A 15,612-nucleotide genomic window follows, 5' to 3' on the forward strand; every position below is an offset into this window, starting at 1 on the left:
ACAGCGCCGGTCAGAATCCGGCGACGCTGCCGTGCAGGTCGTACTGGTCGGCGCGCTCGATCTTCGCCGTGACGATCTCGCCGACCTTCAGCGGACGGCGGCTCGAGACGTAGACCGCGCCGTCGATCTCCGGCGCGTCGGCCTTTGACCGACCTTTCGACACGGTCGGCCCGACCTCATCGATGATCACCTGCTGGCGCGTACCGACCTTGCGCTTCAGCCGTCGTGCCGAAATTTTTTGCTGGCGCGCCATCAGCGCATTCCAGCGCTCCTGCTTGACCTCGTCGGGCACGGCACCTTCGATCGCGTTCGACGCCGCGCCGGCGACGGGCTCGTATTTGAAGCAGCCGAGGCGGTCGATCTCGGCTTCTTCCAGCCAGTCGAGCAGATAGGCGAAATCGGAATCGGTCTCGCCGGGGAAGCCGACGATGAAGGTCGAGCGCAGCGTCAGCTCAGGGCATTGCTCGCGCCAAGCCTTGATCCGCGCCAGCGTCTTTTCCTGCGCCGCCGGACGCTTCATCGCTTTGAGCACGTCCGGGCTCGCGTGCTGGAAGGGAATGTCGAGATAGGGCAGCACCTTGCCCTCGTTCATCAGGCCGATCACCTCGTCGACATGCGGGTAGGGATAGACATATTGCAGGCGCACCCAGGCGCCGAGTTCGCCGAGCTCCTTGGCGAGATCATAGAACTTTGCGCGGACCTCGCGGTCCTTCCACGGGCTCGCGGCATATTTCACGTCGACGCCATAGGCCGAGGTGTCCTGCGAGATGACGAGCAGTTCCTTCACGCCGGCGCCGACCAGCCCCTCGGCCTCGCGCAGGACATCGCTCGCCGGCCGCGACACCAGATCGCCGCGCAGTTTCGGGATGATGCAAAAACTACAGCGGTTGTTGCAGCCTTCGGAAATCTTCAAGTAAGCGTAGTGGCGCGGCGTCAGCTTGACGCCCTGCGGCGGCACCAGATCGATGTGGGGATTGTGCAGCGGCGGCAGCGCACGGTGCACGGCCTCCAGCACGCTCTCATATTGCTGCGGTCCCGTGATCGAGAGCACGCCGGGATAGGCGGCCTCGATCTGCTCGGGCTCGGCGCCCATGCAGCCGGTGACGATCACCTTGCCGTTCTCGGCCATGGCCTCGCCGATCGCGCCGAGCGATTCCTTTTTTGCGCTGTCAAGGAAGCCGCAGGTATTGACGATGACGATGTCGGCGCCGTCATGCTTGCGCGCCAGCTCGTAGCCCTCCGCGCGCAGGCGCGTGATGATGCGCTCGGAATCCACAAGGGCCTTGGGGCACCCCAACGAGACAAAGCTGATTTTGGGCGCGGCGGCCTGTTGCATTTTCCAAATCTGCCTGATTGATGCGCAGGAGCTAGTCCCAATTGCTCACAATTACAAGGCTTTGCGGGCGCTTTCGGCATGCTATGGATACCGTGCCGGGTCCGTCGAGTGAATATGAGCGCCGAAGCTTCTCCAAAGATCGTCATTGTTGACGAAAGCCCGATCCGTGCCGCGATCCTGGAAGAGGGGCTGCGGGAGGCAGGCTATACCGGCGTCGTCCATATCAGCGAGATGCAGAGCCTGCTGGCGCGCATCTACGCGCTCGACCCCGACATCATCCTGATCGATCTCGAAAACCCCAGCCGCGACGTGCTGGAACAAATGTTCCAGGTCAGCCGCGCCGTGCGCCGGCCGATCGCGATGTTCGTCGACCAGAGCGATGCCGCCTCGATCCAGGCTTCCGTCGATGCAGGTGTCTCCGCCTACATCGTCGACGGGCTGAAGAAGGAACGCATCAAGCCGATCCTCGATCTCTGCGTTTCCCGCTTCAACGCCTTCGCCAAACTCCAGGACGAGCTCGACCGCACCAAATCCGCGCTCGAGGAGCGCAAGGTGATCGACCGCGCCAAGGGCATCCTGATGAAGCTGAAGGGCCTCACCGAGGACGAGGCCTATGTGCTGCTCCGTTCCACCGCGATGCGCGAGAAAAAGAAGATCGGCGAGATCGCCCAGTCGATCCTGACCGCATCGGAGATCCTGAAATGACGACACCGCTGCGAATCGGGTTCATTCCATTGTGCGACGCCGCCGCCCTGATCGTCGCCGTGGACAAGGGATTTGTCAGGGACGAGGGCCTCGACGTGACGCTGGTCCGCGAGGTGTCGTGGTCGAACGTTCGCGACAAGCTCAACATCGGCCTGTTCGACGCAGCGCATCTGCTGGCTCCGGTCGCGATCGCATCCAGCCTTGGATTGGGTCATGTCAAGGTTCCGATAACAGCCGCGTTCAATCTCGGCCTCAATGGCAACGCGATTACGGTGACGCCGGCCTTGCACGCTGCAATCATGGAGGAAATTCAGGGCGACCGCCTTGATCCGATGGCGACCGCGCAGGCGCTGGCGCGCGTGGTCGAAAGGCGGCGCAAGACGGGAGCCGAGCCGCTGACCTTCGGCATGACCTTTCCGTTCTCCACCCACAATTATCAACTGCGGTTCTGGATGGCTGCCGGCGGGGTCGATCCGGACGAGGATGTGCGGATGGTCGTGCTGCCGCCACCCTACATGGTGGAAAGCATCAAGAACGGCCATGTCGACGCCTTCTGCGTCGGCGCGCCCTGGAATTCGATCGCAGTCGATCTCGGAATTGGGCACATCCTGCACTTCGTGTCCGATATCCTCGTGCGCGCCGTCGAGAAGGTGCTGGCGGTGCGGCAGAACTGGGCCGAGAAGAATCCGGACGTATTGGCTGCGCTGGTGCGCGCCCATATCCGCGCAGCCGACTTCATCGAGCAGCCGGAAAACCGCACCGAGGCGGCGGAAATCCTCGCACAGCAGGATCGCATCGGTGTCGCCGCCGAGGTGATCCAGCGCACGCTCGACGGCCGCCTGAAGATCTCGCCGGACGGCACTTTCCGGGAGAGCAGCCGCTATCTGCTGGTCGGGCGTGAGGGCGCCGACAGACCCGACCCCGCGCAAGCCGCCTGGCTCTATGCGCAGATGGTGCGGTGGGGGCAGACGCCGATGAGCGCGGATGCGCTGAAGACCGCGATGGCCGTCTTCCGGCCGGATCTCTACGACGCTGTCGCCGGCCGCGCTGGAGAGCCTGTGGAGGCTCCTGACCCCATTGGGGCGTTTGCCGGCCCGGCGTTCAATCCCGCCGACATCGCGGGCCATCTTGCGGCGTTCAGGATCGGGCGCCAAAGCGACTGAAGCAAAATTATGCAGTCCTATGGCGGCGACTAAATTTTAGGCGCGCTGCCTGAAATTAGCGGTGAAGTCGAATTCACTGTTCCGCGGCCAATTTCTCAAGCCACTGAAACAAATAGATATTTTGTCCGACTCAAGCTGGCACGCTCCTTGAATGTTGCAGTGCAGCCAGCCGTCGCAGATGCCTGCTGGCCTCACGTCCAAGATGGATTTCCGCAGCAACGAAGCTGATCGGACCGTTTCAGGAGAACAGCCCGGCACCGATGCCGAGCCGAACTCCGAGCGGTCGATCCATTCCGTTGAACCACCAATCGTGGCCGCAGGAGCTTCGTCGCCTCATGAAAATCGAAACGCTCTCAGTCGACTTTACCGACGAGCAGAAGCGCTATCTGGAAGGCTTTACCACCGGCTTGCAGATCAGCCGGGTCGGGCGCGGCCTCGGTGGCGGGGCTGCCGGCGCAACGAAGGCCGAGCCGACGGGACCGGAAGCCGCGCACATCAGGGCGCAGGACAAGGTCATCGCGTCGGGCAAAAAGCTCGTCGACCAGGAAAAGTTCAAGCGCGACGAACATCCGTTCGATGCCTATCCGCGGCTGAAGCAGCAGGCGCTCGACAATGCGCCGCCATCGCCCGCGGATAATTTCCGCTGGCGCTATTTCGGTATTTTCTACGTCGCGCCGGCGCAGGATTCCTACATGTGCCGCTTGCGGATTCCGAACGGCATCATGAAGCACTGGCAGCTTGCCGGCATGGCCGATCTTGCCGAGCAATTGTGCGGCCCGTATGCGCACGTCACGACCCGCGCCAACCTTCAGGTGCGCGAGATTCCGCCGAAGAATGCGGTGGCGCTGATCGAAGGCATTCAGGATCTCGGCCTGTGCTCGCGCGGCTCGGGCGCCGACAACATCCGCAACGTCACGGGCACGCCGACCGCCGGGATCGATCCGCAGGAACTGCTCGACACCCGCGAATATGCCCGCGAATGGCACTACCACATCCTCAACGACCGTTCGCTCTACGGCCTGCCGCGAAAATTCAACGTCGCCTTCGACGGCGCCGGCAAGATCGCGGTGCTGGAAGACACCAACGACATCGCGTTTTCGGCCGTCGAGGTCAGGGACGGTTTTGGCGTCGAACCCGGCGTATGGTTTCGCCTGGGGCTTGGCGGCATCACCGGCCACCGCGACTTCGCCAGGTACGGCGACATCATCGTCAAGCCGGCCGATGCGACAAAGGTGTCGGACGCAATCGTCCGCGTCTTCATCGAAACGGGCGACCGCACCAACCGCAACAAGGCGCGACTGAAATATGTGCTGGACGGCATGGGCCACGACAAATTCCTTGAATTGGTCGAGCAGCGGCTTGGAAAACCGTTCACGCGCGTGCCGGCGGAAGCCATGGCGCAGCGGCCGGAATTCGACCGCATGGCACACATCGGCGTGCACAAGCAGAAGCAGGCCGGGTTCAACTGGATCGGCATCTCGCTGCCACTGGGCAAGGTGACCTGCGAGCAGATGCGCGGCTTGGCGAAGATCGCGCAGGATCTGGGCGATGGCGAGATCCGCCTGACCGTCTGGCAGAACCTGCTGATTTCGGGCGTGCGCGACGAGAACGTCGAACTCGCGGTCGCCGCGGTCCAGAAGATCGGACTGGCAGTCGAGGCCTCGCAAATCCGCGCCGGGCTGATCGCCTGCACCGGCAATGCCGGCTGCCGGTTTGCGGCCTCCAACACCAAGCTGCATGCGGCGCGCATCGGCGACTGGTGCGAGCCGCGCGTCAATATGGATACGCCCATCAACATCCATCTGACCGGCTGCCACCATTCCTGCGCGCAGCACTACATCAGCGATATCGGCCTGATCGCAGCCAAGGTGCCATCCGGGGGCGGCGAGGATGACGACCCGGTCGAGGGCTATCATCTCTTCGCCGGCGGCGGCTTCGGGCCCAACGCCGATGTCGGGCAAGAGGTCTATCACGACCTCAAGGCCGAGGATGCGCCGAAGACGGTCGAGAAACTCTTGAAGGCTTACCTCTCGCACCGCGGTTCACCTGAAGAGACCTTCCTTTCATTCGTGCGCCGCCACGACGGCGAGACGCTGCGCAAGCTCGCCGATGCCGAGGTATCCGCATGAACCAGATCACGCCTCCGCCGAAGATCGAGATCATCCCCTCCAGCGCGCCGTTCTCGGAAGCGCAGCGCTCCTGGCTGAACGGCTTTTTTGCTGGCCTGCTGTCGGATGCACCGACGCCGCTTTCAGCGGAGCAGGGCGCGGCCCTCATGCCCGGCGCCGCCGGTGACGGCGACGATGGCGAAGCGCCCTGGCATGACCAGACCATGCCGATCACTGAGCGCATGAAGCTCGCCGAGGGCCGCCCGTTGCGCCGGCGCATGATGGCGGCGATGGCGCAGCAGGATTGCGGGCAGTGCGGCTACAATTGCCACGATTATTCCGAGGCGATCGCCGGCAAGACCGAAGCGCGGCTCAACCTTTGCGTCCCCGGCGGCAAGGAAACCGCGCGGATGCTGAAGTCGCTCTACGAGGAAATCGACAAGGCGCCGGCCGCGCCCGCATCGACGCCCTCGGCTACACCTGCGGCAGCCGCGGCCGCAATCGCGGAGCCGGGCCGCTCGCGCGACAATCCCGCGCCGGCAAAATTCCTGTCGCGGCGGTTGCTCAACGGCAAGGGATCGGAGAAAGAGACCTGGCACATCGAGTTCGACCTGTCGGGCTGCGGCCTCGACTATGTCGTCGGCGATTCCTTCGGCATCTTTGCCCGCAACGATCTTGGCCTCGTCGACCAGATCATCGCGCTGCTCGGCGCGTCCCACACGACGGAGGTGAGGGGCAAGACGCTGCGCGAGGTGCTGCTGGAAGATGTCTCGCTGTCGCCCGCGCCGGATTCGCTGTTCGAGCTGATCTCCTATCTCACCGGAGGGGCCTTGCGGGAAAAGGCGCGTGCGCTGGCGCAGGGCGAGGATCCCGATGGCGATGCCGCGACCCTCGACGTGATGGCGGTGCTGCAAAAATTCTCGAAAGTGCGGCCGCACCCCGAAGCCTTTATCGAAGCGCTGGAGCCGCTACAGCCACGGCTCTATTCGATCTCGTCCTCGCACAATGCAACGCCGGGCAAACTGTCGCTGACGGTCGATTGCGTGCGCTATGTCATCAACAAGCGCAAGCGGCTCGGCCTTGCCTCGACCTTCCTTGCCGAGCGGATCAATCCCGGCGATGAGCTGAAAGTCTATGTGCAGAAGGCGCACGGCTTTGCACTGCCGCCGGATCCGAAGACGCCGATCATCATGGTCGGTCCCGGCACCGGCATCGCACCGTTCCGAGCCTTCCTGCTCGACCGCCGCGCGACCGGCGCGCCGGGCAAGAACTGGCTGTTTTTCGGCCATCAACGCAGCGAGTGCGACTTCTTCTATCGCGACGAGCTCAACGGCATGAAGACGTCAGGATTGTTGACGCGCCTGTCGCTCGCATGGTCACGCGATGGTGAGAAAAAATTCTACGTGCAGGATCGCATGCGTGAGGTCGGCCGCGAGATGTGGACGTGGCTCGCCGAAGGCGCGCATGTCTACATTTGCGGCGATGCCAAGCGCATGGCCAAGGACGTCGAGCGCGCGCTGGTCGATATCGTCGCGCAGTTCGGCGCGCGGTCGACCGATGAGGCCATCAGCTTCGTTGCGGAACTCAAGAAAAACGGGCGGTTCCAGCAGGATGTGTATTAGTTTGAGCATGATCTCTACGGAAAACCGGTACCCACTTTTCCGGATCATGCTCTGAATCGGTCCAATCTGGACCAAATCCGGCCGAATAAAATTCTCGGCTGAATCCGGCGAGGAGAATTTTTGCTCTCACGCCGGGGTCACGAGAGTGTTGGCATCACTATTTTCGTGACCATCTTGCAGTGCGCAAGAACGATATTCCATATGCAGCCCATGCTGCGTTGGAGATCATCAATGCGCCAACTATCGGCGGAAGCCCGCCTGCACTTTCATGCACGCTCCTTGTCCCGGCGGACGACCGAGGCCCGCATTCACACCATTGCGCTCTACAGCGCCTTTGCGGTCATCGCCGCCGTGGTGTTCGGCACGCTCTCGTTTCATCCGTTCTGAAGTTGGTATCCCAGCGGGATGAAACGGGGCTGAAACCATTTCCCTTGGCCTGCGAAAGAACCCTGAAACCGGACCGGCCTAGCGTCCACAGCGTGATCAACGACGGGGTTCGATCATGTGGACCATCATCAGCAATCTGTACCGGCTGTACTGCCTGACGCGATTGATGGAAATCCGGCGCTACCGGCTCGGGCACTGAGACGGTAAGTTAGCCCGCGTGGCGCTGCATCGGCTCAAAAAGCAAGGCCGCCGCCGGCGTGAACCGGCAACGGCCTCAAACAAAATCAATCAAACAGATGTCAGTAGCCGCAGGTCGCGCAGCTCGGCGCCACCGCCGTGTAATAGGAATAGCCGGGCGAGACCATTTCGACGCGTTGCTGGGTGGCGTATTGCGGCGGGATGCGCTGATAGGCGACGCCCTCCGGCGCCACCATGACCGTCTGCGGCACCATCACCGTGCGATACTGCGCAGGCGTGCGGTGTGCGACGACGCGGCCGGGCGAGACCATCACCGTCTCCTGCACGGTGCGGTATTGCGGCGGCACGGTCTGCATCTGGTAGCAGGTGACGCAGGGCTGGGGAGGCGGCACGTAGCAGCCCTGGCAATAGGCGGAAGCCGCCGTCGGCAATGCGGCGGTGATGACGGCTGAAACAATCAGAGCGGCTGAAGTGCGCAACATGCTTTCGTACCCGATTTTCCTGTGAGGGACGTTAAGGTCCTAGAAAGCCACAAGTATCAACCATTGTGAAAGTTTGGGTTTAGGAAGACTCTTAACGAAATCTGAAGCGCGGTGGCCCGCGCTTCAGATTCGAGTCGAACTTCCAGCTTGAGCGCGTATGTTCAGTTCGCCTTCTTGAACGGCGCGACCTCGATGCCGCCGTCCTTCAGCGCCTGCCGCACGCCCTTGGCGATCTCGACCGCCCCTCGCGTGTCGCCGTGGATGCAGACGGTATCAGTGCGCATCTTGATGACTTTTCCGGTGACCGACACCACCGCGCCATCCTGCACCATCCGCAATACGCGCTCAGCAATCTGCCTGGGATCATGCAGCACCGCGCCCGGCTTCTTGCGCGACACCAGTGAGCCGTCGTCCTCATAGGCGCGATCGGCAAACACCTCGTGCACCATCGGCAGGTTGGCAGCTTCGCCCGCCTTCACCAGCTTTGAATTGGCGAGCACCACAAAGATCAAATTCGGATCGACCGCCTTGATGCCATCAGCGATCGCCTTCGCGGTCATATCGTCCTCGCAGGCGACATTGGAGATCGCGCCATGTGCCTTGACGTGGGTGACCTTGTAGCCGGCCGCGGTCGCGATCGCCTGTAGGGCACCGATCTGATAGGCGATCAGGTTCTCGATCTCCCGTGACGTCAGGCCCGGCATCGGGCGGCGGCCAAAGCCGTGCAGATCGCGGTAGCCGGGATGCGCGCCGACGCTGACACCGCGCGCTTTGGCGAGTTCGACCGTGTGGCGCATGATGTCGGCATCGCCCGCATGAAAGCCGCAGGCGACGTTGACCGACGTTGCAAGCTCGATCATCGCGGCATCGTTGCCCATTTCCCAGGGTCCAAAGCTCTCACCGAGATCGCAGTTCAGATCGACTGTCTTCATGTTGTTTGCTCGCTTTGTTCAGGGCGACGGACTCTGCCATGTTCCGGCATCGACGGCGCTGACGGCGCTGCCGGCGACATTAGCATTTCTCAGGGCTTCGATATTGAGGTCGAAGTTTTCGATCGGTCGCAGCCGGTCAGGCAAGGCCCGCAGCAATTCCCAAAACTTTTTCGCCTCCGCCTGCGCCTCGGCCATGCTGACCGCCTTGAAGCGAAAACCATGGCCGGCCGGCGTCTGCGCAAAGCGGCCGAAATCCGCCGTGATGACGGTTGCGATCTTGGGATAGCCGCCGGTGGTTCCCCGGTCGGGCATCAGCACGATCGGCTGGCCGTTGCCAGGCACCTGCACGCTGCCGTTCACGGTGCCGTCGGAAACGATGTTGTGGCCGTGCAGATGTTTGATGCTTGCCCCTTCCAGCCGATAGCCCATGCGGTCGCTGGTGGCCGATATCTTCCAGTCGCCGGCCAGAAAGAGCGCTTTCGCTTCATCCGGAAATTCATCGTCCTGCGGACCCATCACCACACGGATCGGGCCACCGGCGGCCGCGGGCAACTCGATCCGGCGCTCCGCCGTGCCGCTCGCCGCCTTCACCTGCAACTCATCGCCGGCCTGTAGCGGGCGGGGATAGGGGCTGCCGAGCCCGGCGCGGGCGTTCACGGCGAGGCTGCCGAACATCAATTCTCCGGCGATGCCGCTCTCGATCGCGAGATAGGAGAACGCGCCGCCGCGGGCAAAGCCCAGCGTCAATGTCTCTCCGTCAGCCAGCGTCATCGAGGTATCGAATGCGGCAGCTCGCCCGGCGATATCGGCGTTGCGCGTGCTTCCAGCCAGAGCGACGCGGACGGCGCCGTCGCGCGCCGTGAAGGCCGCGCCGAACGGCCCGATTTCAATCGCCGCCGCCAGCGCCTCATTGCCGACGAGCGTGTTCGCCGCTGCCAGCGAAAGGCGGTCCATCGCACCGCCCGAGGTCAGGCCATAGCGCTGGGAGCCGGGGCGGCCGCCGTCCTGGACGGAGCTTGCAGGCCCGATCGAAGCAACGACCAACTTGCTCATGACGGCATCAGCTCGGCGACGATTTCGCCGGCTTCCGCGGCGCGGTCCTGTTCGGCGAAGGTTTTTGCGTCAATCGGCGAAAACGTAACGCGATCACCGGGTTCCAGCAGGAAGATGGGATCGCGGTGGAACTGGTAGGTGCGCACCGGGGTGCGGCCCAAAAGGTGCCAGCCGCTGGGACCGGCAAGGCACTGCACGCCGGTCTGTACGCCGCCGATCGAGATCGTGCCTGATGGCGTCATCACCCGCGGGTTCTGCCGGCGCGACAGGTGCAGCGATTGGTCCAGCCCGCTGAGATAAGACCAGCCCGGTGTGAAGCCGATCATGGCAACGCGGTAATCGCCCGCGACATGCCGTGCCACGATGTCGTCGGGCGTGGTCCGAAGCGCCTTCGCAACATCCTCCAGATCGATGCCATGCTCGCCGCCATAGGTCACCGGGATGCGCCAGCGCCGCGCCTTCGCCGCCGAAGGTGCAGGCTTCTGCGCCAGCGCAGTGAGCTTGACGCCGAGCGCATCGAAGGAGATTTTGACGGGATCGTAGTGCACCAGCAGCGAGCGATAGGTCGGCACGGTTTCCGTCACGCCCGCAATCGGCTCGCCCGCCAGTGCACGGTCGAGCGCCAGCACGCGCAGATTGGCGACCTCATCGATGTTCTTGCTGAATTCTACCGTGATGGCGCTGTCGCCACTCGGCAAAAGGCGAGGTGGGTTGCTCTGTGGTGCGGCCATGACCTTTTCGGACTCGTGCGGGAACAAGGTAGCCTGTTTTGTGCCGCAGTGGAATCTGCGCGCTGCAAAATGATGTAGCAACTTCAATAAATTAATCCGCATGCCGGTGATAAGGAGAGTTGATCGCGCTTTGCTTCGGCCTGCCCTTGACGGAAGTAGCGCGCCCCGCAAGATGCGCCCGCCAATCAATCCCTACCGGAGCCGATCTTCCAGATGTCCCTGACCCCTGACGCGATCGCGACGCTGTCGCGCGTGACCACCGCCACCATCACCACGGTCCTGCTCAAGAAGGGCCTGCGAAACGTCTGGATGCGGGGCGCTCGTCCGCTGCGGCCGGGTCAGCCGCGCCTGGTCGGACCGGCCTTCACGCTGCGCTTCGTGCCGGCGCGCGAGGATCTGGCAACGCCGGAGTCCTGGTCGTCGCCGATCTCGACCCGCACCGCGATCGAAGCCATGCCGGCCGGATGCATCGCCGTGGTCGACGCGATGGGCGTCAAGGACGCCGGCATCTTCGGCGACATTCTCTGCGCGCGCATGGTCAAGCGCGGCGTCACCGCGCTGGTCACCGATGGCGTCGTGCGCGACGTCGAGGGCGTGCTCGGCACCAACCTGCCGGTGTGGTGCGACGGCTATGCGGCGCCGCCGTCGGTTGCCGGGCTGACCTTCGTCGGCTGGGGCGAGCCGATCGGCTGCGGCGGCGTCGCCGTCTTCCCCAATGACGTGATCGTCGCCGACCAGGATGGTGTGGTGCTGATCCCGCAAGCGATGCTCGAGCATGTCCTGGCTGAAGGACCCGAGCAGGAACGGATGGAAGCCTGGATCGTCAACGAGGTGAACAACGGGGCGGTGCTGCCCGGCCTCTATCCCATGAATGCCGAGACCAAGGCGCGCTACGCGGCAACCAAGAAATAACATCAACAACGAGAGGTAACTCCATGCAGATCCACTTTGCGGGTACCCGGCCGACCCGCCGGGCGCCGGCCGAATCGTTCACCGGGACGGTGCTACAGGACCCCATCATCGTCGCCGAAGCTCCGGCGCGGGTGGCGTCCAACCGGGTTTCCTTTGAACCCGGCGCGCGCACGGCATGGCATACCCATCCGCTCGGGCAGACACTCTATGTGATCTCGGGCGTCGGCCGGGTGCAGGCGGTGGGCGGCCCGGTGCGTGAAATCCGCCCCGGCGACGTCGTATGGATTCCGCCGGGCGAGAAGCATTGGCACGGCGCCGCGCCGAACAACGCGATGACCCACATCGCCATGCAGGAAGCGCTCGACGGCAGCTACGTGACGTGGATGGAGCAGGTCACCGACGCCGAGTACAACGTCGCGCCGAGTGGCTAGCGCCATCAGATCTTCTGCGCCGTCCAGGTGCCCGAGCACATCGCCGCGCGCCAGGTGCCGGAGCCGGACGATCCGCTGAGCTGGCCGTTGCCGACCGCGCGCTTCATGCCGCTGGTCAAGGTGACGCTGATGCTGCCCGCCTCGGCAACGCGGCCGGATGCCGTGACCGCCGCATTGCTGGAGGCGACGCGGCCATTGCTGATGCCGATCGAGACCGACGCACCATTGGTGCAGGCGGAATTCGACGAGGAGATACGAACATTCCATTCGCCGTCGAATGTCGCCGCCCTGGCGGGCGCGGCGGCGAACAGAACGGCTGAAAGCATGAGGCCTGCGACGAGAGAGTTGCTGCGAGCGTTTTCCATGACCTTCCCCTTGTTCGATGCCGTCACTGTCTCACGGCGGCACAGGGGGAACCGTGATGGCTGTCACGTGCAGATGCCTCGGCCCGAATGCCACACGCGGCCCGATGCGACCTGCCTCACATTGAGCCGCAAACGCAAAAGCCCCGCCGAACGGGCGGGGCTTTTCATTCGAAAGGGTGCGAACGCTCAGTTCACACGTGTCCAGGTCTGGCCACCGCAGAACATGCCACCGAAGGCGCAGCCCTGGACGCGCAGGGTGTCAGTCCCCTTCATGGCGATGGTGGAATCGTAGGTGCTGCCGGAATTCGGATCGAGGATACGTCCGCTCCATTTGTCCTTGCCCGGCCTCATGTTGATCAGGACCTGCTCGCCATTCTGGTTCGATTTCTTGTCGACCGCATAGCCGCACAGGTTGGGGCCGCATTGCTCGATACGGACCTTGCCTTCCTTCTCTTCGGTCAGCCACACGCCGATCGGTGAGTTCGAGAGCTGCACCGGGGCCGGCTTGGGAGCTGGAGCAGGCGCCGGCGGTACGGCAGCGACAGCTGGCGCAGGGGCCGGGGCTGGCGCAGGCGGAACGGCAGGGGTGGCATCCTGCTGCACCGGCGGCGGGCTCGGCGGAGCAGCGGCCTGGGTATCGGCCGGCGGTACGGCCGCGGTCGCCGTCGACGGCTCGGTCGAAGGTGGAGGCACCGGCGGCAACGCCGCTGCGGGCTCCGCAGGGGCGACGGTGGCCAGCGGCGCAGCCGGCGGCACCGCAGGCAGAGCCTGTGGCTGGGGCTGCGGATCGGTCTTGGCTTGCTGAGACGGTTGCTTGGCCGGGCGGTCGCTCTCATCCTTCTTCGAGCGCTTCTCCTTGCGGGTATTGTCGTAGACGCCGGGGATCTGCACCGTCCCGCGGTCGGGATCGATGCGGATGGTCTTCCCGCCATATTCGAAACTGTATTGCGCCTGCGCCGCTGTGCTCGCCAGCAAGAGCGCGGCAATCGCCAAGAGCTTCTTCATGACAGTCTCCTGAGCAGGGAGGGTCCCGCCGAAATTCCTAGCCTTCGGCCATCGGTCGCAACGTGACCTGGATCACTTTCAAATCATAAGTCGTAGGCCGGCAACTTCGGTTCAAACCCAACGGCCGTCAGTGTAATTTGAGCCTGAAAGACGGTCAATTTCGCGCGAAAACTGCGCTGCAATTACGCTTCGGAACTGTCCTTGCGGGCGGTGCTTCGGCCGGTCATATCGCTTCGCAAACTATCAAAGCGCTGGCGCGCCTCACGTTCACGATCGTCAACGAATTTGATCGCCGCATCCCGGCTCATCGGTCCGGTCGTCACTTTCGCAGAACCGTCGCCGATCGTCTCATCGACGTAAAAATGGCCGTCTTCAGCGCGGCGCGCCATCCATTTGAAACGGATCGAGGCGATCGGACCGGGTCCAACCTTGCTGTAGCCGTCGGCTTCGATGTGCTCCGGGGCCGGCGGCCTTTCTTCGACAGCCGGCTTTTCTTCGACGGCCGCCTCTACGGCTTCGCGCGGCAGCGGCGGCGGTTTCGCCTCGGGCTTGTCCAAAATGCTGGCAATGGCAGCCAGCGCGTGGTCGGTCGGGTCGCCTTGGCTCACGATCAGGCCTCCGCATCAAATTCCGTCAGCGGAATCGGTGTCCCTCAGCCGCCCGGTTCCCCATTCCTTGGCTGAGAATACGGCAAAGTCTTGTCACAATTGGGAAAACGCCCCTGAGCTTACGCACATACCGCCGGCAGTCTGTCCTTCCAGGGGCGTTCTCGCTCGACCTCACCCGCGAGGCGGAAGAGGGTCCCTTCGTCGCCTAACTTTGCCGAGAACATCATGCCGAGCGGCAGGCCGGCCTTATTCCACGCCAGCGGCACTGACATCGCGGGCTGGCCGGACATGTTGAACATGGAAGTTGCGGGCATGTAGCGGCGCAGGATCGGACCGATATGCGAGAGATCGCTCGACATCGTGTTGAGCTCTCCGATCTTCACCGGCGGCGCGCACAGGGTCGGACAGAGGAAGACGTCGCAGGTTTCGAAGAACTCGGCGAGCGCGCGAGCAATGCGGAACGCGTCGAGTTGAGCCGCAACATAGTCGGTTGCGCTGCTCTTCTGTGCGTTCCGGCTCATGGCCATGGTCATGATTTCGAAATCGTCCGTCGTCATCGGCCGGCCGAAAGCTGCCTCGGCCATGCGAACGGTAAGCGCCGTGTTGGCGCCGACAATGACGGCCATGACGGCGGCGGGATCGGCCGGCAGCGCCGGCGCGCGCTCTTCGACATGGTGGCTGAGTTTGCCGAGCATCGCGGCCACGTCACGCACGGCCGCGGCGATTTCAGGATCGATCGCATCGCCATAAGGCGAGCGGTCGGTGAAGGCGATGCGCAGACGACCGGGATCGCGAGTAACCTCCTGCGAGAACGGCCGCTCCGGCGGCGGCGCCACGTAGAGGCTCGTCGTCTCCGGCCCGTGGATCGCGTCCATCATGACCGCGCTGTCGCGCACGCTGATGCTGACGACATGGCCGCCCGAGAACCCGCCCCAGCCTTCGCCGCGATCGGGGCCGAGCGGGTTGCGCGCCCGCGTCGGCTTCATGCCGAACACGCCGGAGGCGGAAGCGGGGATGCGGATCGAGCCGCCGCCATCGCTGGCATGCGCCATCGGCAGGATGCGCGCGGCGACCGCCGCTGCGGCGCCGCCCGACGATCCTCCGGACGAATGCTCGAGATTCCAGGGATTGCGGGTCGGGCCGAACAGGCGTGATTCCGTGGTCGGCATCAGCCCAAATTCGGGACTGGAACTCTTGCCGAAGATGGCAAGGCCGGTGTCGAGGAAACGCTGGGTGAGGGTGCCGGAATGATCGGCGACGCTGTTACGATAGACGCTGGCGCCGAAGGTCGTGACGGTCCCTTGCAGCAGATCGAGGTCCTTGAGCAGGAACGGGACGCCGGTGAAGGGGCCGTCGGGCAAGCCCTTGTCGATCTGCTTTTTGGCGTAGTCGTAGTGCTTGACCACGACAGCGTTGATCTGCGGATCGACCTTTGTGGTGCGCGCGATGGCCTCGTCCAGCAATTCGTTTGCGCTCACCTGTTTCTTGCGGACGAGCTCGGCAAGCCCGACCGCGTCAAAACTGCCGTATTCCTTGAAGGCCATGGGACACCTGCTGAAGAGGCGCAGCGTCGC

General features: G+C 63.8%; 16 protein-coding genes. 7 read left to right on the forward strand and 9 right to left on the reverse strand.

Going from position 1 to position 15,612, the window contains the following annotated elements:
• Positions 1 to 10: 10 nt before the first annotated feature.
• Entirely contained in the window at positions 11 to 1,336 is a 1,326-nt protein-coding gene (rimO, locus tag JQ628_RS05210; RefSeq protein WP_212220286.1) for a 30S ribosomal protein S12 methylthiotransferase RimO, read from the reverse strand.
• Between the two features lie 114 nt (positions 1,337 to 1,450).
• On the opposite strand from rimO, the gene JQ628_RS05215 reads away from it, so the two are divergent.
• From JQ628_RS05215 to JQ628_RS05235, 5 genes are all read left to right on the forward strand, one after another.
• The gene (locus tag JQ628_RS05215) at positions 1,451 to 2,041 is read left to right on the forward strand and encodes an ANTAR domain-containing response regulator (RefSeq protein WP_212220289.1); all 591 of its coding nucleotides are present in this window, start codon (positions 1,451 to 1,453) and stop codon (positions 2,039 to 2,041) included.
• Entirely contained in the window at positions 2,038 to 3,204 is a 1,167-nt protein-coding gene (locus JQ628_RS05220; RefSeq protein ID WP_212220293.1) for a CmpA/NrtA family ABC transporter substrate-binding protein, read from the forward strand. Before JQ628_RS05215 ends, JQ628_RS05220 begins: the two co-directional genes overlap by 4 nt.
• A 335-nt stretch (positions 3,205 to 3,539) precedes the next feature.
• Positions 3,540 to 5,333, forward strand: coding sequence for a NirA family protein (locus JQ628_RS05225; protein ID WP_212220296.1), 1,794 nt, complete (start codon positions 3,540 to 3,542; stop codon positions 5,331 to 5,333).
• Complete coding sequence (locus tag JQ628_RS05230; protein ID WP_212220299.1) at positions 5,330 to 6,934, forward strand: sulfite reductase subunit alpha; 1,605 nt, start codon at positions 5,330 to 5,332, stop codon at positions 6,932 to 6,934. The genes JQ628_RS05225 and JQ628_RS05230 overlap by 4 nt, the downstream gene beginning before the upstream one ends.
• A 231-nt stretch (positions 6,935 to 7,165) precedes the next feature.
• On the forward strand, positions 7,166 to 7,321 hold the full coding sequence (locus JQ628_RS05235; protein ID WP_212220302.1) for a hypothetical protein: 156 nt from the start codon (positions 7,166 to 7,168) through the stop codon (positions 7,319 to 7,321).
• A gap of 299 nt (positions 7,322 to 7,620) precedes the next feature.
• On the opposite strand, the gene JQ628_RS05240 is transcribed toward JQ628_RS05235, so the two are convergent.
• The 4 genes from JQ628_RS05240 to pxpB all read right to left on the reverse strand — a co-directional run bounded on the left by JQ628_RS05240 (position 7,621) and on the right by pxpB (position 10,717).
• Entirely contained in the window at positions 7,621 to 8,001 is a 381-nt protein-coding gene (locus JQ628_RS05240) for a hypothetical protein (protein WP_212220305.1), read from the reverse strand.
• A gap of 161 nt (positions 8,002 to 8,162) precedes the next feature.
• Entirely contained in the window at positions 8,163 to 8,933 is a 771-nt protein-coding gene (locus tag JQ628_RS05245; protein ID WP_212220307.1) for a LamB/YcsF family protein, read from the reverse strand.
• Positions 8,934 to 8,951: 18 nt separating this feature from the next.
• Positions 8,952 to 9,986, reverse strand: coding sequence for a biotin-dependent carboxyltransferase family protein (locus tag JQ628_RS05250; RefSeq protein ID WP_212220310.1), 1,035 nt, complete (start codon positions 9,984 to 9,986; stop codon positions 8,952 to 8,954).
• On the reverse strand, positions 9,983 to 10,717 hold the full coding sequence (gene pxpB, locus JQ628_RS05255; RefSeq protein ID WP_212220313.1) for a 5-oxoprolinase subunit PxpB: 735 nt from the start codon (positions 10,715 to 10,717) through the stop codon (positions 9,983 to 9,985). Before pxpB ends, JQ628_RS05250 begins: the two co-directional genes overlap by 4 nt.
• A 213-nt stretch (positions 10,718 to 10,930) precedes the next feature.
• Here pxpB and JQ628_RS05260 point away from each other — a divergent pair, with 213 nt between their 5' ends.
• Positions 10,931 to 11,629, forward strand: a complete 699-nt coding sequence (locus JQ628_RS05260; RefSeq protein ID WP_212220316.1) for a ribonuclease activity regulator RraA — start codon at positions 10,931 to 10,933, stop codon at positions 11,627 to 11,629.
• Between the two features lie 23 nt (positions 11,630 to 11,652).
• Positions 11,653 to 12,060, forward strand: coding sequence for a (R)-mandelonitrile lyase (locus JQ628_RS05265; protein WP_212220319.1), 408 nt, complete (start codon positions 11,653 to 11,655; stop codon positions 12,058 to 12,060).
• A gap of 5 nt (positions 12,061 to 12,065) precedes the next feature.
• Here JQ628_RS05265 and JQ628_RS05270 read toward each other — a convergent pair whose 3' ends face one another.
• The 4 genes from JQ628_RS05270 to JQ628_RS05285 all read right to left on the reverse strand — a co-directional run bounded on the left by JQ628_RS05270 (position 12,066) and on the right by JQ628_RS05285 (position 15,582).
• Entirely contained in the window at positions 12,066 to 12,386 is a 321-nt protein-coding gene (locus JQ628_RS05270) for a hypothetical protein (RefSeq protein ID WP_212220322.1), read from the reverse strand.
• A 225-nt stretch (positions 12,387 to 12,611) separates the two neighbouring features.
• The gene (locus JQ628_RS05275) at positions 12,612 to 13,430 is read right to left on the reverse strand and encodes a DUF2147 domain-containing protein (RefSeq protein ID WP_212220325.1); all 819 of its coding nucleotides are present in this window, start codon (positions 13,428 to 13,430) and stop codon (positions 12,612 to 12,614) included.
• Positions 13,431 to 13,612: 182 nt separating this feature from the next.
• Positions 13,613 to 13,987 (reverse strand): hypothetical protein, encoded by a 375-nt coding sequence (locus tag JQ628_RS05280; protein WP_249127493.1) that lies wholly within the window; start codon positions 13,985 to 13,987, stop codon positions 13,613 to 13,615.
• Between the two features lie 170 nt (positions 13,988 to 14,157).
• Complete coding sequence (locus JQ628_RS05285; protein WP_212220331.1) at positions 14,158 to 15,582, reverse strand: amidase; 1,425 nt, start codon at positions 15,580 to 15,582, stop codon at positions 14,158 to 14,160.
• Positions 15,583 to 15,612: the final 30 nt, after the last annotated feature.

This window comes from Bradyrhizobium lablabi, from assembly GCF_018129385.1.
GTDB classification, from domain to species: domain Bacteria; phylum Pseudomonadota; class Alphaproteobacteria; order Rhizobiales; family Xanthobacteraceae; genus Bradyrhizobium; species Bradyrhizobium lablabi_C.